The organism is Micromonospora sp. WMMD708 (assembly GCF_049315245.1).
Lineage (GTDB): Bacteria > Actinomycetota > Actinomycetes > Mycobacteriales > Micromonosporaceae > Micromonospora > Micromonospora wenchangensis.
This window is the reverse complement of record NZ_CP186060.1, coordinates 5986560-6006508: the sequence shown is the minus strand read 5'-3', so window position 1 is coordinate 6006508 and position 19949 is coordinate 5986560. Positions and strand designations below refer to the sequence as shown.

The 19949-nt window shown below is 69.8% G+C and carries 21 protein-coding genes, 1 tRNA gene and 1 pseudogene; 13 read left to right on the top strand and 10 right to left on the bottom strand.

The window, feature by feature from the left end; translation table 11 throughout:
* Positions 1 to 50: 50 nt before the first annotated feature.
* From ACN260_RS26455 to ACN260_RS26420, 8 genes are all read left to right on the top strand, one after another.
* Entirely contained in the window at positions 51 to 479 is a 429-nt protein-coding gene (locus tag ACN260_RS26455; RefSeq protein ID WP_194823255.1) for a hypothetical protein, read from the top strand.
* 97 nt (positions 480 to 576) lie between these two features.
* A complete protein-coding gene (locus tag ACN260_RS26450) occupies positions 577 to 870 on the top strand; it encodes a hypothetical protein (protein WP_422753547.1) in 294 nt (97 codons plus the stop codon).
* Between the two features lie 38 nt (positions 871 to 908).
* Positions 909 to 2285, top strand: coding sequence for an FtsK/SpoIIIE domain-containing protein (locus tag ACN260_RS26445; protein ID WP_422753546.1), 1377 nt, complete (start codon positions 909 to 911; stop codon positions 2283 to 2285).
* Positions 2282 to 2905, top strand: a complete 624-nt coding sequence (locus ACN260_RS26440) for a DUF2637 domain-containing protein (RefSeq protein ID WP_422753545.1) — start codon at positions 2282 to 2284, stop codon at positions 2903 to 2905. The genes ACN260_RS26445 and ACN260_RS26440 overlap by 4 nt, the downstream gene beginning before the upstream one ends.
* A gap of 80 nt (positions 2906 to 2985) precedes the next feature.
* A complete protein-coding gene (locus ACN260_RS26435; protein ID WP_422756837.1) occupies positions 2986 to 4698 on the top strand; it encodes a replication initiator in 1713 nt (570 codons plus the stop codon).
* Positions 4699 to 4721: 23 nt separating this feature from the next.
* Positions 4722 to 4907 carry a helix-turn-helix transcriptional regulator gene (locus tag ACN260_RS26430; RefSeq protein WP_074474991.1) on the top strand — a complete coding sequence of 62 codons (186 nt, stop codon included), beginning with the start codon at positions 4722 to 4724 and terminating at the stop codon, positions 4905 to 4907.
* Positions 4904 to 6292, top strand: a complete 1389-nt coding sequence (locus tag ACN260_RS26425; protein ID WP_422753544.1) for a tyrosine-type recombinase/integrase — start codon at positions 4904 to 4906, stop codon at positions 6290 to 6292. Before ACN260_RS26430 ends, ACN260_RS26425 begins: the two co-directional genes overlap by 4 nt.
* 46 nt (positions 6293 to 6338) lie before the next feature.
* Positions 6339 to 6668, top strand: a complete 330-nt coding sequence (locus ACN260_RS26420) for a hypothetical protein (RefSeq protein WP_422753543.1) — start codon at positions 6339 to 6341, stop codon at positions 6666 to 6668.
* A 159-nt stretch (positions 6669 to 6827) separates the two neighbouring features.
* Here ACN260_RS26420 and ACN260_RS26415 read toward each other — a convergent pair.
* From ACN260_RS26415 to ACN260_RS26385, 7 genes are all read right to left on the bottom strand, one after another.
* Positions 6828 to 6900 (bottom strand) — tRNA-Arg (locus ACN260_RS26415).
* Between the two features lie 421 nt (positions 6901 to 7321).
* Complete coding sequence (locus ACN260_RS26410; RefSeq protein WP_422753542.1) at positions 7322 to 7777, bottom strand: SitI3 family protein; 456 nt, start codon at positions 7775 to 7777, stop codon at positions 7322 to 7324.
* Positions 7778 to 7938: 161 nt separating this feature from the next.
* On the bottom strand, positions 7939 to 8388 hold the full coding sequence (locus tag ACN260_RS26405; protein WP_422753541.1) for a SitI3 family protein: 450 nt from the start codon (positions 8386 to 8388) through the stop codon (positions 7939 to 7941).
* A 13-nt stretch (positions 8389 to 8401) separates the two neighbouring features.
* Entirely contained in the window at positions 8402 to 8788 is a 387-nt protein-coding gene (locus ACN260_RS26400) for a hypothetical protein (RefSeq protein ID WP_235437300.1), read from the bottom strand.
* 209 nt (positions 8789 to 8997) lie between these two features.
* Positions 8998 to 9483: a DUF6244 family protein gene (locus tag ACN260_RS26395; RefSeq protein ID WP_422753540.1), complete on the bottom strand. Its 486-nt coding sequence runs from the start codon at positions 9481 to 9483 to the stop codon at positions 8998 to 9000.
* Between the two features lie 229 nt (positions 9484 to 9712).
* Positions 9713 to 10864: a hypothetical protein gene (locus tag ACN260_RS26390; RefSeq protein WP_422753539.1), complete on the bottom strand. Its 1152-nt coding sequence runs from the start codon at positions 10862 to 10864 to the stop codon at positions 9713 to 9715.
* A gap of 6 nt (positions 10865 to 10870) precedes the next feature.
* Entirely contained in the window at positions 10871 to 11182 is a 312-nt protein-coding gene (locus ACN260_RS26385) for a hypothetical protein (RefSeq protein ID WP_422753538.1), read from the bottom strand.
* A gap of 61 nt (positions 11183 to 11243) precedes the next feature.
* Here ACN260_RS26385 and ACN260_RS26380 point away from each other — a divergent pair, with 61 nt between their 5' ends.
* The 3 genes from ACN260_RS26380 (at position 11244) to ACN260_RS26370 (ending at position 14905) form a co-directional block, all read left to right on the top strand.
* On the top strand, positions 11244 to 13592 hold the full coding sequence (locus ACN260_RS26380; RefSeq protein WP_422753537.1) for a TOTE conflict system archaeo-eukaryotic primase domain-containing protein: 2349 nt from the start codon (positions 11244 to 11246) through the stop codon (positions 13590 to 13592).
* Between the two features lie 96 nt (positions 13593 to 13688).
* Positions 13689 to 14255: a hypothetical protein gene (locus ACN260_RS26375; protein WP_422753536.1), complete on the top strand. Its 567-nt coding sequence runs from the start codon at positions 13689 to 13691 to the stop codon at positions 14253 to 14255.
* 2 nt (positions 14256 to 14257) lie between these two features.
* Complete coding sequence (locus ACN260_RS26370) at positions 14258 to 14905, top strand: nucleotidyl transferase AbiEii/AbiGii toxin family protein (protein ID WP_422753535.1); 648 nt, start codon at positions 14258 to 14260, stop codon at positions 14903 to 14905.
* 402 nt (positions 14906 to 15307) lie between these two features.
* Here the strand turns inward: ACN260_RS26370 and ACN260_RS26365 are convergent.
* A pseudogene (locus tag ACN260_RS26365) lies at positions 15308 to 15717 on the bottom strand (transposase); the annotation flags it as partial.
* Positions 15718 to 15916: 199 nt separating this feature from the next.
* Between ACN260_RS26365 and ACN260_RS26360 the strand changes: the two are divergent.
* A complete protein-coding gene (locus ACN260_RS26360) occupies positions 15917 to 17179 on the top strand; it encodes an ATP-binding protein (RefSeq protein ID WP_422753534.1) in 1263 nt (420 codons plus the stop codon).
* Positions 17180 to 17623: 444 nt separating this feature from the next.
* Positions 17624 to 18370 (top strand): phosphotransferase family protein, encoded by a 747-nt coding sequence (locus ACN260_RS26355; RefSeq protein WP_422753533.1) that lies wholly within the window; start codon positions 17624 to 17626, stop codon positions 18368 to 18370.
* Between the two features lie 50 nt (positions 18371 to 18420).
* Here ACN260_RS26355 and ACN260_RS26350 read toward each other — a convergent pair whose 3' ends face one another.
* Together ACN260_RS26350 and ACN260_RS26345 are read right to left on the bottom strand one after the other, a co-directional pair.
* Complete coding sequence (locus ACN260_RS26350) at positions 18421 to 19014, bottom strand: TetR/AcrR family transcriptional regulator (protein WP_422753532.1); 594 nt, start codon at positions 19012 to 19014, stop codon at positions 18421 to 18423.
* 77 nt (positions 19015 to 19091) lie between these two features.
* A complete protein-coding gene (locus ACN260_RS26345) occupies positions 19092 to 19916 on the bottom strand; it encodes an enoyl-CoA hydratase/isomerase family protein (RefSeq protein ID WP_422753531.1) in 825 nt (274 codons plus the stop codon).
* Positions 19917 to 19949 lie beyond the last annotated feature (33 nt).

The window sequence follows — 19949 nt, the reverse complement described above, 5'->3', positions numbered from 1 at the left end:
GTCAACTAGTCGAGTTGCCTTGTGGAACTGGAGGTCTCGTCGTGGTTCCGATGACGTTGAAGGTGCCGGTCCCGTCCGAGTACGTGTTCCCCGCTGGTGCGCTCTGCCTCGGCGTGTCGCCGCAGATTGATTTCGAGCGGCGGGGTGAGGCGGACAACCAGGCGCGGGACAAGGAGACCGGGGAGCGGGTCTGGGTGGTGCGGGTGATGGACCTGGACCCGGAGGCCGGGAAGTTCGGCCGGTCGACGGAGGCGAAGGTCAAGGTCGTCGCGGCCCAGCAGCCGGTGCCGCCGCCGTCGACCGTGCCGGGGTACCCGCCGGCCGTGGAGTTCGAGGGCCTGACCCTGACCCCGTACGTGGATTCGCAGCGGTGCAAGCCGGGCCGGTCGTCGGGTGACTGCCGGTCGCGGATGGCGTACTCGCTGCGGGCGACCGCGATCCGTCCGGCGTCGGCCGTTCCCGGCTCGGTGGCTGCCTGACCGCACTTGCTTGTGCGCGCGGGACGGGTCGTTTCCCCGCCAAGAGTCCCGACCCGTCCCGCGCTCTCCCATCCCTCATCTGGTGAAGGAGGGCGTGATGCCCACCGTAGTTCCCCCTGCCCTGATCATCGCCGTGCCCCTGCTCGTCGGCGCGGCCCTCATCCTCACCCGCTTCCGGCTGGCTGGGCTGCGGCATGCCTACCGGGAGACGGAGGCCGTTCTGCGGTCGGTGTTGCGGTTGCCGCCAGCTTCCGGGCTGGTGTGCGCGATCCGCTGCCCGTACTGCTGCCGGTGGGTGAAGCCGCGACGGTTCGACCTGCGCCGCATGTCCTGCCGCTCGTGCATCTCGACGCTGGCGCGTCCGGGCCGGGGTGGTGACCTGTGCCTCTGATCAACGTCATTCCCGGGGACAAGGTCCCCATGGCGCCGATGAACGTGCGCCTTCCGGCGTGGCGGATTCCGGGTTGGCTGCTGGTGTTCTGGTGGCTCGCCCGGGGCCTGTTCCGCCTCACCGTCCTCGCCATCCGCTACTGGTGGCTGACCACCCCGGCCGCGCTGGCTCTGTGGGTACGGGCGGAGTTCGGCGGCCTGGTCCTGACCGGCGTCGCCCTGACTGTTGCCGGCGGCTGTCTCGGCTGGTGGCGGTGGCATCCGTCATCATGGCTGCGGTTCGGCTGGTATCCGCTGGTCGCCCGGGTCCGCGCGCTGGTGATCTACCGACGCCGGTGGGCGTCGGTGATGGCCACCTGTGGCCTGGCGACCGCGTTCGCCGGTGAGCGGTACGTGCCGCAACTGCTGCGGGTGCGCTGCGACCGCTACGGCGATGAGTTGACCGTCCGGTTGCTACCGGGGCAGATCCCGGACGACTGGGGGCAGGCCGCGGAACGCCTCGCCTACGCCTTCCGCCTGCGCACCGGCCAAGCCCGATCGACGGACCGCCCGGATCGGGTGGTGCTGCGCCTCATGCGCCGTGACCCCCTCGCCGGAATCGTGGGGCCCTTGCCGGTGGCCGACGTACCGGACTTCGACGGGCTCGCGCTCGGGGTCGGCGAGGACGGGCGGCCGTATCGGCTGCGTCTGTCGGGGTCGCATGTGCTGATCGCCGGGGCGACCGGGTCGGGCAAGGGATCGGTGCTGTGGTCCCTGATCCGCTCCCTGGCCGGCGGCATCCGGTCGGGCCTGGTGGAGGTGTGGGCGTTCGACCCGAAGGGCGGGATGGAGTTGGCGGCGGGGGTGCCGCTGTTCGCCCGGTTCGCCTATGACGACCCCGACAGCATGGCCGGCGTCCTGGAAGAGGCCGTGAAGCGGATGCGGGTACGGGCGGCCCGACTGCGCGGGGTCACCCGCCAACACACGCCGACGCCCGAGGATCCGTTGCTCGTCCTGGTGGTCGACGAGTTGGCGGCGTTGACGGCGTACATCACGGATCGGAAGGTCCGCGACCGGATCAAGGAATCCCTCGGCCTGCTGCTGTCCCAGGGGCGGGCGGTCGGCGTGCACGTGGTCGCTGCACTCCAAGACCCGCGCAAGGACGTACTCCCGTTCCGCGACCTGTTCCCGACCCGCATCGGCCTACGCCTGACCGAACCCGAGCAGGTGGACATGGTCCTCGGTGACAGCGCCCGCGACCGGGGAGCCCTCTGCGACCGCATCCCCGAATCGTCGCCTGGGGTGGGGTTCGTGGTCCTCGACGGCGTCCGCGAACCCCTCCGGGTTCGCTTCGCCTACCTCACCGATGAGGACATCCGGCAGCTCGGCCGCGACTACCGCCGCCTCGGCGACACCGATCAGGGGGTGACCTCGTGAAGTCCAACGCAGACCGGGTGGAGGGCGTGGTCCTGGTGCTCATCGTCCTCACGGTGGGCGGGCTGGCCGGCGCGGCGTCGTTCACCCACGTCCATGACTGGACCATGGCCAACTCTCCCACCGGTACGGGGGACTGGTTCGGTTGGGCCAACGCCGCAATCTCTGAACTGCTCCCCCTGGCGGCGCTGCTGACCATCCGCCGTCGCCGCCGGACCGGGGGCCCGGTCGGCTACCCGCTGTTCCTGCTCGTCTGCGCCGTCGCGCTGTCCCTGGCCGCGCAACTGGCCGTGGCTCATCCGAGCCTGTCCGGGTGGCTGCTGTCGGCCGTCCCCGCTCTGGCGTTCCTGGGCCTGTCGAAGCTCGTCTTCTCCACCACCCCCACCCCTACCGTCCCGGCGGCCGGCGACACGTTGGCCGACACCACCGACCGGGGCGAGTGGCAACCCGACGACGACCGGGCCGAGGAGCGGCCGTCCCTGCGCCTGGTCGACGTCGACCAGGCGGCGAACGTCGAACCAGCCCGACCCGCGACGGTGGCGCAACGGCCGGGCCTCGTGCCGGTGCCAGCGGCGGCATTCGCACCCCGCAACGGTGCCAATGGTGCGGAGCGTGACCGGTGACCCAACAGCAGCTCTTTCCCACCACGCCCCCGACCCCGCCCAAGGTCGAGCAGCCTCGGCCGGGGTCGCGGGCGGACCGGATGCGCAAGCCCCTCGCCAAGGACGCGCTCAAGCAGCTCGCCGAACAACACGGCGTCTGCGTCCGCCCCCTGGCGCTGCGACGGACGGACACCACCACCGGCCTGACCGAGGTGGTGGAGGTGCCCTGCGGGGCGACCCTGGCGGCGAAGTGCACGCCGTGTGCGGAACGGGGCCGGCGGCTGCGTATCCAGCAGATCCGGGAAGGCTGGCACCTCGCCGACGAACCCGCCGTCCGCCCCGACAAGCCGGGTGAGGACGTGCTCGCCCTCGTCCGGGTCCGGGCGCATCTGGAGTTCGAACGCGAAGCCATCCAGTACCAGCCCATGGCCCCGGAGGAACGGGCCGCTCAGGTAGCCGAGATCGACGCGGCCATTGCGGAACTAGACGAAGCCCTCGGCGAAACCAGCCTGCGCGGACACCTCACCCCGAGAGACCGCGACGAACGACCCCGCCGCAAGCGCTCCACCCGACGGCGGCAGGACACCCCCGACCTACCCCGACTGCCCGTCGACCCGCGCACCGTCGGCCGCGCCTACTCGGGCAGGGCGGGCAAGACCTACCGGCCGTCGATGCTGATCACGCTGACCCTCGGCTCACACGGACCCGTCCACTCCCACCTACGCCGGGGTGCCTACGTCGCCCCGTGCGAGTGCGGGCAGCGACACGGCCCCCATGACGACGTCCTCGGCACCCCCGTCGATCCGGCCGGATACGACTACCGCCGGGCAGCCCTGGACGCGATCCACTTCGCCCGGGTTCTCGACCGGTGGTGGCAGAACGTCCGCCGCGCCGCCGGCTGGAACGTCCAATACGCGGGCGCGGTGGAGCTGCAACGCCGACTCGCCCCACACGCCCACTTCGCCATCCGGGGCACGCTGCCCCGCCGGCTGCTCAAGCAGATCGCGGCAGGCACGTACCACCAGGTGTGGTGGCCACGCTTCGACCACCTCGTCTACCCGGTCGACAAGCCGCCGGTCTGGGACGTCGACCGACAGGCGTACGTCGACCCCAAGACGCGCGAGCCGCTGCCCACCTGGGGCGAGGCCCTGGACGCGCTCGAAGAACCCGACAGTCGACCCGCCTACGTCGCCCGCCTCGGTCGCATCGATGCCCGGGGCATCGAGCAGGGCACCCGCGACGCCGAACGCTCTATCCGCTACGTGACGAAGTACGTCACCAAGGACCTGACCGACCAGGCCAAGCCGCGTTCCGACGTGCAGAAGGCACACTTCGACCGTCTGCACGCGGAACTGTCCGTGCTGCCGTGCTCCCCGACGTGCGCCAACTGGCTGCTCTACGGCGTCCAGCCGGACGGCGTCAAGGCGGGCTTGACCCCGGGCCGGTGCACCGGGAAGGTCCACCAACGCTCCACCCTCGGCTTCACCGGCCGCCGCGTGCTCGTCTCCCGACAGTGGTCCGGCAAGACCCTCGCCGACCACCGGGCGGACAACCGGGCCTGGGTCCGGGCCATCCTCGCCGGCGGCATGGCCGACACCGAAGACCACGACCAGGCCGCCGACGACCCGGACGGGTCGAAGCGGTACCGGTTCGAACTCGCCCGACCCGAAGACCCCGACGTCCCACCCCTGGAACACCGGCTCCTGCGCGCGATATCGGCCCGCATCCGCTGGCGCGCAGACCTCGACACCGCCCGGATACGAACAGCCTCCGCCGCACCGGCAACGGCAGTTCCTCTCGCCCCTGCCGCTTGATCATCTGGAGGAAGGCACCCCTCATGGAAAGCGAGTTGTTGACCGTTCCGGAAGTCCTCGCCGTGCTCAACGGAGTGTCGCGGCGAACCTTTTACCGCTGGCGTGAGCTGGGCATCGCCCCGGAGTGCATCAAGCTGCCCAACGGGGAGTTGCGGATCGAGCGGCGGGACCTGCGGGCCTGGTTGGAACAGCACCGGGAGGCGGCGTGAAGTCGCGTGAGGTGCGGATTCGAGGCATTCAGGTCAACGCGCTGGCGGGCCGAAAGAAGTCGTACACCGTCCGATGGGTGGTGGGGACGGGGCCGAAGTCGCGGACGTTCGCCACCCGGGCGCTGGCGGACAACTTCCGGTCTGACCTGATGCAAGCGGCGAACCGGGGCGAGGCATTCGACGGCGGCTCTGGTTTGCCGGAGTCGATGATGGCACCGAAGGAATCGGTGAGCTGGCTCGGGTTCGTCCGCCGCTACATCGACATGAAATGGCCGGGCGCGGCGGCCAAGTCCCGGGAGAGTACGACGGACGCGCTGGCGACCGTGACGGACGCGCTGGTCGGCGAGGTGGCCGGGCGTCCTGATCCGAGCGTGCTGCGGCGGGCGTTGCGGGAGTGGGAGTTCCCGCCTGCGTCCCGGCAACTCGACCGGCCGGCCGATGTCGCTGCGGCGCTGCGCTGGTTGGACCGGGCTTCGCTGCCGCTGTCGGCGTTGGCAGAAGCTGCGATCGTGCGGCCGGCGTTGGACGCGCTCGGACTGACGTTGGACGGGCGGCCGGCGGCGGCATCGACGACCAGGCGGCGGCGTTCGGTCTTCTACAACGTCCTTCAGTACGCGGTAGAGCTGGAGCTGTTGGAGTTCAACCCGGTCGACAAGCTGCGGGTGCGGTCGAGCCGGCGGAAGATGTCCGGCGAGGTGGACCGGCGCGTCGTGGTGAACATTCGCCAGGCGCGGGAGCTGCTGGTCGGGGTGACGTACGTCGGCCAGCGGGGGAAGAACGGCCGGCGTGGTGAGCGCCTGGTCGCCTTCTACGCCTGCCTGTACTTCGCGGCGCTGCGGCCGAGTGAGGCGCTGGGCCTGCGGGAGCGGGACTGCCATCTTCCGGTGACGGGTTGGGGGCTGCTGACGGTGGAGAAGTCCCGTCCGGCGGCGGGGAAGCGGTACACCGACAGCGGCGAGGTCCACGACGACCGGGGGTTGAAGCACCGGGGCGAGACGGAGGCGCGGGAGGTGCCGATCCCGCCGGAGCTGGTGGCGATCCTGCGGGAGCACGTCGACCGGTTCGGGGTGGGCGTCGACGGGCGGCTGTTCCGCAGTGACCGGGGCAACGTGGTGGCGTCGTCGACGTACTCGCGGGTCTGGGAGGAGGCGCGGCGGTTGAGCCTTCCGCCGGACCGGGTGGCTTCTCCCCTGGCCGGTCGCCCGTACGACCTGCGGCACGCCGGGGTGTCGCTCTGGCTCAACGCCGGGCTGCCGGCACCCGAGGTCGCGCAGCGGGCCGGGCACTCCGTCGACGTGCTGCTCAAGGTGTACGCGAAGTGCCTCGACGGGGACCGTAGCCGGATGAACGAGCGAATCGAGGCAGTGCTTGCGCCGCATGTCTAGACCGAGCATGCTCCGGTGCGATCGGCTCTCGAAATACTCTCAAGCGGTGATGGACAACTTGACGATCAAGCTCAGCCAGGACCAGGCACTCGTACTGTCAGATTGGTTGGACAGCGTCATGGGTACAACGCCGTTCGATGCCATTGCGGATGGGGACGCTGCCGTTTGGTCGCCGCTGTACGCCCTGAGTGGTGCGCTGAGGACCTCACTCGCCGAGGTCTTCAGCCCCGACTACGCGGAGCGATTGAACGCTGCCCGCGCCCGTCTGCTCGGCAGTCTGGGAGAGCACTTTGTCGAGGAGCGCCGACTCATGCAGCGCGAGCGGTCGGCAAGCCACGGCGAGGCGGGTCGCCCGAACGCCGGGGACAACCTGTGACCTGCGGATACGAGGACCCCCAGGCGACCAAGATCATTGCACGTACTTTGCACGGAGGGCTGCAAACGGCGACTCCGGGTGACATCCGGCTGCACAGGTCGAGCGATCGATGCGGGAACGTATCCGCTGCTCAAGTGGCCTTTCTGCTGATCTTCGAGGTGCCCCCGGCAGGATTCGAACCTGCGACACACGGTTTAGGAAACCGATGCTCTATCCCCTGAGCTACGAGGGCGCGAGGGCCTAGTCTAGCGACCTGGGGGTTCACCTGGGGTGGCAGGGAGTGGCCCACGTTCACCCACGTTCCCCGGACCGCCGTTGTCGCAGCCCAGGAGCACACCCGGAGCACACGAACCCCGGGCTGCGACCGGCGGTCGGCCGCGGTGACCCGCGTTGGCACCGGTTCACCCGGGTTGACATCCGCTGGAGAGCACACACCGCGCACATCATCGAAGATCATGTGAGGCTGCCCCGCTCCCCCGGCTGGGCGCCGCCTCCCACGGGGGATTCCGGCCAGGTCGCGATCAGCCGCGCGGTGCTGGTCGTCGTTGTCGCGGGTCAGGTCCGTAGGGTCGAGAGAGGCGACATCGACGTCGTGCACGGACGGCGGGTCGACGTCGCGTCGTTCGACAGCGGGTCACCCGCGCTCGGCTGGCTCATGGGGTGATGAGGTCGTCTATGCCGTAGTGGCTCCACCAGGTAGGCCGGTGTCTGCGGAGTGTGCCCCCGACGCGGGTCAGCAGGAGCCAGTTGCCGTTCTGGACCAGCGCCGCGTCCTCCTGCCGGGCGGCCAACACCCGGGCCACGGCCTGCATCATGTTCGGGATCCCCTTGTCGACCAGGTCGTCTGCCCGCATGGAGAAGTCGATGTCGACGTATGTCTCCGGCTCCCACTCCCAGCGGGCACCGTCGTCGCCCTCGGCATCAAAGTGGCCTTGGTTCCCCGAGTAGACGCTCAGCGCGTACCCGCGCGTCTCGTAGTGGCGAGCACTGAACAGCCGCCGGTTGGTGGCGCTCGGTCTCGGCCTCTCGGCGGGTCCCGCCGCCACGAGGTCAACCACTTGTTCCGGAGGGAGGTCACCCGCCAGGGTCAACCTGAACTCGACAGCCACCCTGACGCCTCTCCTCAGCCTCGACAAAAGATCTGCATGGTCGCGCTCACTCAGCGTTACCGTTCTGAGTTCCTTCGCGGTTACGCGCGATGCTGCTGCAGACGACGCCTCTCACGGTGGCGAGCCAGAACACGCCCTCGCCGAATCGATTTATTGGCGCGTCAGAGGTGGAAAATTCTGTCGTAATCTTCGTCGTACCACCCGTCGGTGTTGTGCTTCTGAAGGGTGCCCGCGACGCGCGTCAGTATCAGCACGTCGCCGTTCAGGGTTAGGGCCGCGTCCTCGGCCCTGCCGGCGAGGATCCTGGCCACGGTCGCCAGCATGTGGGGCTTGCCCTTGTCGACCATGGTGTCCTTGCGCATGTAGAAGCTGACGTCGACGTAGGTTTCCGGCTCCCATTCCCACAGGGAACCCCCGTCGCCCTCGGCACTGTAGTAGCCGTGCCTTCCGCCGGTGATGTCCACAACGTACCCGTGCTCGTCGTTCAGGTCGGCGCTGAGCCTCCGGCCGCCGGACGCCGTTACCGTCTCGACCGCTTCGGGAGCAGCCAGCTCCGCCACCTGCTCGAGTGGGATGTCGCCCGCCAGCGTCAGCCGGTACTCGACAGCCATCTGCACCCCTTCATCAGTCTCGCCGGATGATCTGAATGATCGCACCGTCGCGCGTTACCGCTGCCAATTCCTTCAGCCCTGTGATGGGCCAGTCGTGGAACTGCTTGTGCAGGGCGGCGAGGTCTCCTCGCCAGTCGTGGAGGTTCAACATCACGCGTTGGGTCTGCTCCGTGTCAACCTTCCTGGACACGGCGCTCCAGACGGCGCGGGCCGGCACAGGAGCAGTGGGCGCGTAGCAGTCGAACACATGCCCCTCGATGAGGAAATCGGGTGCTTTCTCCGGCCTCCCCGAATCCCCGGTCTCGCGTCGAGCGTCCGCGACCTCCTGCCTCGTGGGGTTCTGGTGAACCCGGTACCCCTTGCCGGCGACCCTGTCGGCACACTCGTTCTCCAACTCCAGGGCACGCCGCTCCCGAGGCTTCTCGTTCGGCGAGATGCGAGTTCGACGTCCGGTAGGTGACCCGCCGGCGACGCCGGTGGGACGCCTGGCCCACGGGGTTACTGCGTCAGCGTCGGTGGAGACGGTGCCGCCCAGGGTGGGGGCCGTCGGGGATGGGCCGCCGGTGGTAGCAGGGGTAGGGCTGGCCGGTGGATGACCGCCAGCCCCCGTCAGTTTCCCGACGACCCCAACTGCCGGGCCTGCGCGATCGCCCCTTCGACGGCCTGCCGGGCCCCGCCGGTGCGCGCAACGACCAGCACCAAGACTTGCTTGATGGCCTCCAAGGCCTGCAACAGCGGCCCGGGCTGCCCGCCCTGCAGGACCACGGCGACGAGTTGCTGCGCCTCACCGACTCCGGTGATGGCACCAGTCGCCGCGTCACGAACGGCGTCCACGGCGCTCTGCACCGGTGCCAGCCCGGCGATCGTCTCCTGCGGGGTGGCTTCGTTCGGCACCGCCGCGGTGGCCTTCGTCGCCTCACCGATTGAACCGGCGAGACTTCCCAGGCCGCCCTGGATGCCCGTGATCGCGTTGCGCACCCGCGCCACACCCGCCGCCACCGCGAGGAAGCCCGCGCTGGCGGCCCGCAACGCCACCTCCTGCGCCTGACTGTCGGCGACGGCTGCCAACCCCTGCGCGCGTTCGACTCCAGCCATCAACGCGCGGAGTTCACCGGCGATCTTCTCGGCAGCCGCCGTCAGTAAGCATTCGCACAGACGATCGAAGGAACGGCGATGCAGGTGTTCGCGTCGGGAGGATCGGTAGGAAACCCCAAGCGCAGTGGGCGCCGGCTGCGGCGGGAGACGATCTGCTGGCTGATCCCGCTTACCCGGCCACGCCGCGCGTCGGCGACGGTGGCCAACTCACCGGGCCGCGATCCAAGCGTCAGGTGCCGAGGCCTGCGAGGTTGAGGCGTTCGAGCAGGCTGGGCTTGCGGGCGTGCACCGCCCGCAGTTCGGCCAGCCGCTGTTGGAACAGCCCGCTGTCTCCGTCGCGTTCGGCGAGATCGCGCAGGTCGACGAGGAGTTGCACAGCGCTGTCGTACTCGCGGGGTTTCTTTGTGGCGATGAGTTCGTCGACGCGCTGCCATGCGGCGGGTTGGTCGCTCGCGAGGGTGTCGAGGTGCCGTTGCCGGGCTGCTGCCGCGGACCGTTCCCGGCGGACCCGGTCGCGTTCACGCCGCTCGGCGTCGAGGCGTTCCCGTTCGGCGCGCAGGTCGGCGGCGGTGGCGAGTAGCTCTCCGGCGGTGCGGGCGGCAGTCGGGGTGGACGCGTCGGCGGGATGCGCGTCGCGGTAGCGGCGCAGCAGTCGGCTGCGTGGGTGGCTGTCACCGCCGGTAATCAGGTCGGTCAGGATGGCGTCCTTGTCCCGGGCGGGCAACCCGACGACCCAGGTCCGTAGTTGCGCAGCTGTCGGTTCACCGGAGGCGACCGGCGCCGACCCGGCCGCCGCAGCCGTGATCAGATCGGGGTCGATGCGCAGAAACTCGGCCACGGCGGTGAGGGACGCGTCGAGGCTGCCCAGTCCGGCCGGGGCGGGCGGTTCGGGCTCGTCGTCGGCGATGTCCTCGGACTGTATGCAGCGCAGCCAGGCCAGGTAGAGCAGGCGCAGGTCGCCGGCGGCGAGGCCGGCCCGGACCGGGATAATGGAGGTGAGCAGGCCGTGGCCGTCGAGGTCCCACTCGTCGGTGCCGTCCTCGTCCTCGTCGTGGAGGTCGATGATGACGTGCTTGCCTGCGGTCCACGCGGATGCGCTGTCACCTTGGCAGTACTGGGAGACGGTGGCGGGGTCGAGCACGTGGTTCGGTAGCCGCAGCATGAGCTGGCGGGTGCCCCAGTTCGTCAGGTAGAGGTGCGCGTCGAAGTACCGTTCCATCAGCTTCCGCGGGTTGCCCTTGAAGTCGCCCCACTCGTAGGTGTTGACGAAGCTGGTGGCGGTGATGTCGGCCCGGGTGGAAAGCGACCGCAGCTCGGCCCGCTCCCGGCCGGTGAGGGGCCGGTCGACGGCGGTGAACTCGTAGTACTGGTACTCGCTCACCGTGGCCTACCGTCCGGCCCAGTGCCGGTAGGCGTCGATCCACCCAGCACCGTCCGGCGCGGGGGTGGGCAGCGGAAGGTCGAGAAGGCCGACCTGCTGCCGGTGGCGGCCCCGGACGCAGACCGCGACGATGCTGCCCGCAGCCAGCTCGACCTTCCGCACGGCGACCTCGACGCCGAGGACGGTGGTGGTGAACGGCACCGCCAGATGCTCCTCGATCATGGTGAACAGACCGGCGAGCTCGTCCTCGCAACCGTCCGTGTCGACCGTGGCTTCCTCGATCATCGCCTCCAGCGCGGCGTTGCCTTTCGATGCCATCGGCGGAGGATAGCGGACCGGTGTCGGGGTGTTGGGAGCCCGATACGCGAGGATGGTCGGCATGGGTTCGGCGGCCGAGTTCGCTGATCTGCGCCGGGAGGTGGAGCGGTTACGGGCGGAGAACGCCCGCCTGGCGCGTCTGCTGGAATTGCGCGGCCAGGACACGCTTGCGGCGCCGGAACAGTTGTCCGCTCCGGTGGAGCCGCCGGGGCTGGTCACCATGGCTTCGCCGACCCGGGACAAGCTGGCGTTGTTCGCCGACCGGTTCCGGGCCCGGGTCGACGTGTACGCCGTGCGGTGGGACAACGCCCGTACCGGCGCTGCCGGGTGGATGCCTGCGGTCGCCGGTGGTTGGCGTAGGGGTATGGACCGGCGGGGTGCCTCCTACCTGCCCCGCACGGCGGAGGTCGTCGCGGCGCATCTGGTCGGGGACGTGTTCATGGGCCTGTATCCGCTGATGCCCGGCAACACCTGCCACTTCGTCGTAGCCGACTTCGACGGGCCGACGGCGATGCTCGACGCCCTCGCGTACGTGAAGGCGGCACGGGCCAGCTCGGTGCCCGCCGCGTTGGAGATCTCCCAGTCAGGCCGCGGCGCCCACGTGTGGGTCTTCTTCACCGGCACCGTTTCCGCGGCCACCGCGCGGGCCGTCGGCACCGTCCTGCTGCGTGAGGCAATGGTGCTGAGCGGGTCGATGGATCTGCGCTCGTACGACCGGCTGTTCCCCAACCAGGACGTCCTGCCCGAGGGGGGCTTCGGCAACCTCATCGCCGCACCCCTACAGGGACGCCGCCGCAAGGACGGGCTGACCACCTTCCTCGACCTCGGCACCCTCGAGCCGCACGCCGACCAGTGGGCGTTCCTGTCGACGCTGGACCGGCTCAGCCCCGGCGACGCCGAACGGATCGCCCGGCAGGCGAAGCAAGCCGTCACCGGTGCCGACGTCGCCACGATGAGCCGGTCCGCCGCGACGCAGGTCCATCCACCGCCACCTCCGGTGGTCCACGCGGAGGCCGGTGCCGGGCTGAGCATCGACACCGGACAGCTCACCCCCGCCGCCCTGGCGACGTTCAAGCACGCCGCCGCCATGGCCAACCCGAAGTTCTACGAACTGCAGCGACTCCGCAAGTCCACCTGGGACACCCCACGCTTCATCCAGGGCTACGACCTCACCCTCGATGACCACCTGGTCCTCCCACGGGGCCTGCGGCACACCATCGCCACCATCGTCGAGCGCGCCGGATCCCGGCTGGCCGTCACGGACGCACGAAACTCTGGGAGCGAGATCGACGCGGCGTTCACCGCCGAACTCACCAGCAGGCAGGCCAACGCGGTCGGCGCGCTTCTCGCCCACGACGACGGGATCCTGGTCGCGCCACCGGGCTCCGGCAAGACCGTCATGGCCTGCGCCGTGATCGCCGAACGCAACACCTCCACTCTCGTCCTCGTCGACCGCAAAGCCCTCGCCGACCAGTGGCGCACCCGCATCCAACAGTTCCTCGGCATCAAGCCCGGTCAACTCGGCGGCGGCCGACGCAAGCTCACCGGCACGGTGGACATCGCGCTGCTGCCCTCCCTCTCCCGGCGCGACGACGTCGCCACCCTGACCCAGGGGTACGGGCACGTCATCGTCGACGAATGCCACCACCTCGGCGCCGCAGCCTACGAGCACTCGGTCAAACGGATCGCCGCGCAGTTCTGGCTCGGCCTCACCGCCACCCCCACCCGACGCGACGGCCTCGGCCAACTCGTCACCTGGCAACTCGGCCCCGTCCGCCACACCCTGACCGACGAGGAACCAGGCACCCTCGCAGCCGCGATGCACACCGACGCCGGACCCCGGCGAGCGCTGTTCATCCACGAGACCACCTTCCAACCCGGCGACATCGACCTGGACACGCCCGGCGCGCTCGCCGAGGTCCACCGAAGACTCGCCCTCGACGAGCCCCGTAACACCCAGATCGCCGATGACGTCGCCGCAGCCCTGACCCGCGGCCGTAACTGTCTCGTGCTGACCCGACGCGTCGCCCAGGTCGAGGCACTCACCGCTCTGCTCGCCGCACGCGGACATCAGGCGCTCGTGCTCCAGGGCGGGATGAGCACCCGCGAACGGCGGGCCGTCGTTGACCGGCTCGACGGCGCCAAGGCCGGCGACGGCCTGCTTGTCATCGGCACCACACCGTTCATCGGTGAAGGCTTCGACGCCCCCGCCCTCGACACCCTGTTCCTCGCCGGCCCGATCTCCTACGACGGCCTACTCGTCCAATGCGCCGGCCGAGTCATCCGCGCCGCACCCGGCAAGGACCTCGCCGAAGCCCACGACTACCACGACCCGGCCACACCCATCCTTGCCGCCTCACTCCCACGCCGCATGCCCGGATACCGGGCCCTCGGCTTCACCAGAACGTGAGTGCATCCCGACGCGATCACCACGCCTGGGCCCGCCGGTTACAGGGTGCGAATGAAAGGCCAAGCTTGCTGGGCCTAGCGTAGTAGGCTGATGGCCATGGGCCGGTTCTCCGAGGATGAGCTGCAGGCGGTTGTCTCCAGGTACGAGGCGACGCGGTCGCAGGCGTTGACCGAGCGGGACGAGCAACTGCGGGCGTTCCACGCGGCTGGCTGGCGGCCGGTGGATCTGCAGCGGGTCACCGGATACAGCCGAGAGACCATCCGTCAGGCGCTCCGACCAGAAGTCCGACGGGCGACCAACATCAGCCGACGCAGGACGGCACCCCAGCCGCCGGCGGACTACCGACCCTACGGTGACCGGAAGCCCTACGTGGTGGCTGAAACCCTGGCCGCGCTGCACGGCCCGATTGGCGGCATGGTGACGCTTCCGCGTCACCTCGACTGGTCCGGGCACGCCGAGTACGACCTTGACCGGCCCGCACGCCTGGCCAGCATGTACAAGGTGGTGCTCACCGAAGCCAGCACCGTCGAGGATCTGAACACCTGGCTCGACGCCGACCTGCTCCGGCGGCTCTGGCCCAGCCTCTGGCTGCCGCCCCAGCTCCGGCAGCGCTGGGAGGACGCCTTCCCCGAACTCGCCGCGACCCGCAGCAACGCGGCGTAGCGGTGGACCCCTTCCACGAACGCCTCGCCCGCACCGGGCTCGCGGCGGCCGATCGATACGGCTTCGCGCTGGCCGGCGGCTACGCGGTCCAGGCTGCCGGGCTTGTCGAGCGGCCCAGCGAGGACGTCGACCTGTTCACCGCCTGGGACCGCCGCGACGAGTTCACCTCCGCGGTCACCGCCGTCGTGCACGCCTATCGCGGCGACGGCCTCACCGTCGAGACCGAGCGCCAGTACGACACCTTCGCCCGGCTGGCCGTCACCGATGGCGCGCGGGTTTCAAAGGTCGAACTCGGCGTGGACTGGCGCGCCAACGAACCGATCCTCATGGCGATCGGACCCGTCCTCCACCCCGACGACGCAGTAGCGAACAAGATGAGCGCCCTCTACGGGCGAGCGTTCGCCCGGGACTTCATCGACATCGACGCCACCCTCCGATCCGGCCGATACACCCGTAACGCCCTTCTCGCCCTCGCCCAGCGCGCCGACCGTGGCTTCGACCTGCGCATCTTCGCCGACGCCCTCGGACAAGCCACCCACCTCGACCCCGACGACTTCGCCCAGTACGGCGTCACCGGCCCAGCGCTGGACGATCTCCGAAGCCGATTCGCGGAGTGGCGCCGCGAACTACTCGACGACGAGGAACGATGACTCGGCCCCGACTCACGGCTACGTCATGCCGACACCACAGGGCCCACAACGTTCCAGCTGATCTTCGGCAAGGGATCGCAGCGAGCCCGCGAAGCGACCGGCACGCAACAGGGACGATAGGAAATCTGCAGGTCATCGGCCTGTGGACACCGGCGGAGGCCAGTCTTAGGAAACCGATGCTCTATCCCCTGAGCTACGAGGGCGCGAGCGCCTAGTCTAGCGACCTGCGGGTTCACTTGAGGTGGCAGGGAGTGGCCCACGTCCACCCGCAGCACCCGGACCCGTGTTCGCCCAGCCCAGGACCACAACCGGAGCAGACGAACCCCCGTTTGCGACCACGAGCGGCTGCGGTGGCGCGCGTCGGCACCGGGTGACCCGGGTTGGCATCCGCTGGCGGAGTCTCTACGCGAGTTCGGCACACAGCGCCACATCTGCTGATCTTTCTGGTCTCGGCTGGTAGAGGGTCTTGGCGCTATGCAGGCTAAGAGGACGTTGAGGCGTTGTCTGGACAGGGGTGCGGTGGCTTGGCGGTGGGTCTTTCCTTCGGCTCGTTTCTTGTCGTAGTAGGCGCGGGATCGTGGGCAGTGGGTCAGGGCGGTGAAGCTGGACATGCTGAACACCCGGCGTAGCCCACGGTGGTAGCGGTGGGGCCGGACCTGTTGGCCTTGCCGACGGCCGGAGTCGCGGGAGGTCGGCGCAAGCCCCGCGTGCGCGGCGAGCGCCGCGGGGCTGGAGTAGGTGGTGAGGGTGCCGGCGTGGGCGAGGAACTCGGCGAGGGTGGTGCCGATGCCGGGCAGGCTGGTGACGATCCGCCAGTGCTGGGAGGACGCCTTCCCCGAACTCGCCGCTACCCGCAGCAACGCGACGTAGCCGTGGACTCCTTCCACGAACCGGCCCGCCCGCGTGGCCCGCAGATCGAACATCAATTAGCCGCGTACCGAATGCACCTTGCCTCACAGATCGAAAGCCGGGATCCTCGCAGATCGAAAACGCGGTCGTTATGATGATGCCGTGCCCACACCGCATCTGATCCCCCGCCGCGCTGCCGCGCAGGTCGACGCTGCCTTGGGGGACACCCGCGTCGTCTTGATCAGCGGAGCACGCCAAGCAGGCAAGAGCACCCTGGTTCGCCTCGTTGCCGGCGATCGTCTGGCCGAGCGCCGCGATCTTGATCGGGCGCAGGACCGGGCGGCGGCGATCGCCGACCCGGTCGGGTTCGTGGACTCCACCGAACTCCTGGTCATCGACGAGATCCAGCGTGCTCCGGAACTACTGCTGGCCATCAAGGCAGCAGTCGACGAGGACCCTCGTCCGGGCCGGTATCTGCTCACCGGCTCGTCACGGTTGTTCGGCATGGTTGCCGCCCCGGACGCGTTGCCCGGCCGGATGGAGACCGTGGAACTCTGGCCGTTCTCCCAGGGAGAACTCGACGCTGAGCCGGACGGATTCATCGACGCCGTCTTCACGCTCGGTCCGGACCTGCGACACGAGTCGGAGGTGACCCGTGCCGACTACGCGGCCAGGATAGTGCGCGGCGGCCTACCCGAGGCCACCACCCGTACCGACCCGCGCCGCCGCCAACGGTTCCTCGACGCCTATGTCCAGGCGCTCATCGACCGCGACGTCCGGCAACTGTCCGACATCCAGCACAAGGGCGAGCTACGCAAACTGGTACGCCTGCTTGCGGCCAGGTCCGCGACCATCATCGCCGCCAACTCCCTCGAATCCGCCCTCGGGCTCAGTCGACCGACGATCGCCCGCTACCTCCAGGCCCTGGAAGAGATCTTCCTGATCAAGCGGATCCCGGGCTGGTCCCGCAACCTGGGCACCCGGGCCACCGCCGCATCGAAACTGATCTTCGTCGACTCGGGCATCGCCGCCAACGAGATCGCGACCGACGCCCGGGCGCTGCTCCGGCCGGGCGCACCGTTCGGCCCGCTGCTCGAATCATTCGTCCTGTCCGAACTGTCCCGCCAGCTCACCTGGTCCGAGCAGCCCGTCGACCTGTCTCACTACCGCGACCAGAGCAGGTACGAAGTCGACGCGGTGCTCGAGAACCGAGCTGGTCAGGTGGTCGGGATCGAAGTCAAGGCAGCCAGCACCGTCGGACCCGACGACTTCCGCGGGCTACGCCGGCTCGCCGAGCGCCTCGGCGACGACTTCGTCGCCGGCATCGTCCTCTATACCGGCGCCGCCACGCTGCCGTTCGGCGACAGGCTCCGCGCCATGCCGGTCAGTACCCTGTGGCAGGTTCCCGCCCCGACAGCAGACTGACCTCGCTCCCAGGCTGCTCCCCAGCCGTCTATGGCCACCGACGACCGAAGCGCTGGTCTGCTGATCTTCGGCAAGGGATCGCAGCGAGCCCGCGAGGCGACCGGCACGTAGCGGGGACGACAGGAAATCCGCAGGTCATCGGCCTGTGGACACCGGCGGAGGCCAGTCTTGGGAAACCGATGCTCTATTCCCCTGAGCTACGAGGGCGCGAGGGCCTAGTCTCGCGACCTGCGGGTTCACCTGGGGTGGCAGGGAGCAGCCCACGTTCCCCCGCAGCCCTCGGACCGCGTCGCTCGCACCCTGCCGTCATACCGACCACGACGGCCCCGCCGAGCGTCCGATCATGCGACATGAGCGAGTCGGTCAGCCCGCCTGCCGGTACGAGGTACCGCATGCGACTCGCACGTGGTAACCCGCAGCGGCGTAGCTGACCAGCCCGCGATGATGGCCGGCGTGGAGGAGGTGTCGGTCGTCGTCGCCCATCGCGAGCGTGCGACCCTGCGCGTCGGCGATGTGTTCCTGAAGGTTGACAGCGACCAGGCGCGTATCGATGTCGAGGTCGAGGCGATGCGGCTGGCGCCCGTCCCGACCCCCGAGGTCCTGTGGCGCAGGCCGCCCGTCCTCGCGATCGCCGCCGTCCCCGGCCAGGCACTCGGCTGTCTCGGCGAGCCGTCGCCCGCGTCACCGGCGGCGTGGGCTGCGGCGGGCGCTGCGATCCGCACGCTGCACGACTCACCACCGCCGCCGTGGGTCGGCAGGAAGCTCGTCGGGCTGGACGCGGAACTCGAACGCGAATGTGCCTGGCTCGTCGACAGCGGCGTCCTGCCGGCCGACCTGGTCGACCGCAACCGCGCGATAGCCGAGGCGGCGATCCGGCCGTGGACGCCGGTGTTCATGCACGGCGACCTGCAGATCACCCACATCTTCACCGACGGCGACGAGGTCACCGGCGTGATCGACTGGTCCGAGGCGGCGCCCGGCGACGCGCTGTACGACCTCGCCGTGCTGACCCTCGGGCACGAGGAACGGCTCGACGATCTCCTCGCCGGTTACGGCACCGACGTCGACCGGGACGTGATTCGCGCCTGGTGGTCGCTGCGTAGCCTGCTGGCGTCCCGCTGGCTGATCGAACACGGATTCGACCCGTCCTCGCCGGGCTGCGAGTTCGACGTACTGCGATCCCGGATGTGAGGCCGCGCGAGCCCGACGGCTGCGGGCGGCGGAAAGGCTCAGCGAGCGTGTCAGGAACCGCCTGCCGTTTCCGTGGTTTGAGCGGCGACCATGGTGACGAGGGTGTCGATCAGCTCTTCGGCGGTGGTCTGCCATTTCTCGCCTGCGAGTTGGCCGGTGAGTTCCATGCCGGCGATGCCGTCGGCGCCTGCGAGGAGGAGGGCGGCGTACCGGCGGGCGTGGTGTTCGCCGGTCACGGCGGCGACTACCCGAAGGGACTCGTCCTGCGTGGGCTGGGCGGCCCGGGCGAATGCGGTGGGATCGCTGGCGGGGCTGCTGAACATCAGGCGGTAGAGATGGGGTCGGCGGCGGGCGAGGGTGATGAAAGCGGCGAGGAGGGCCCGCAGCCTTGCGGCCGGTGCGAGGGCGGGGTCTTGACGGATGGCGCCGATCCGTTGACCGAGTTCGTCCCAGGCCTGGCTGCCGACCGCGATCATGAGGTGTTCCTTGTCCGGGAAGTGCCGGTAGGGTGCTCCGCGGGTGACCCCTGCCCGCGCCCCGACGGCACGCAGGGTCACCGCTTCGAGGCCGCCGTGGTCGAGCAGTTCGGCCGCCGCTTCGAGCAGGGCCTGGCGTGTCGCGGCGGCGGTTTCAGCCCGGATCATCCGCTCATCCTATGGCCGGGTCAGGACGCCTCTGCCGACCGTGGGCGAGGGGTCGTGGCTACCGGCCCCTGAGGGTGTTATGCCTGTTCGGCCAGTGAACCGAGGTGCTGGCCCAGGTTCCGTTCGAGGTCGTCGATCCCGATCCGGGCGACGAGTGTGCCGACGGCCCGCCCTCGCGCCTCTACGCCGGGTCCCGTGGTGGATCGGACGGACTCGACGAACGACGCCAGCAGGTTCTCCTCCGGCGGCAGGGTGGAGCGGTTCACCTGGGCTTTGACCGCCATGACGGCGTGTCTGTCGAAGCTGGCGATCCGCCGCGCCACGGCGTTGACGACGTCGTCGAGTTCGGCGTCGGGAATCGCCCGGGTGACCCAGCCGTACTGTGCGGCGCGGTCCGCGTCGTAGTCCTCACCGGTCAGGAGCACCTCCAGGGCCCGGTCGCGGCCGAGGAGGTGTGTCAGGCGTTCGGTGCCACCGGCGCCGGGGATCAGACCGAAGCCGACCTCGGGCTGGCAGAAGATCGCCTGCTCCCGGCTGGCGTAGCGCAGGTCGAAGGCGGCGGCGTACTCTGCGCCGCCGCCACGGGTGCGCCCCCGGATCGACGCGATGCTGACGAACGGTGCGGCGGCCAGGCGTACGCCGAGTTCGACGAACCCGGGCAGGGGACCGCTGCCGGGCAGGGCCGCGATGGCCGGGATCTGGTCGCTGTCGACGTGGTTGAGGAAGAACCCGGGCGTGGCGCTGTCGAATATGACGACGCGGACCTGTTCGGCACCGCTCAGATGGTCGACGATGTCGATCAGTTCCGCCACGGTGTCCGCGCCGATCAGGTTGAACGGTGGACTGGAGAAGGTCACCCGGCGCACCTTCGGCGTCTGGTCGACCACTGTGAACTGGCTCATGGAGACTCCTTCCGCTGGCCGGGTGGCGTGGGC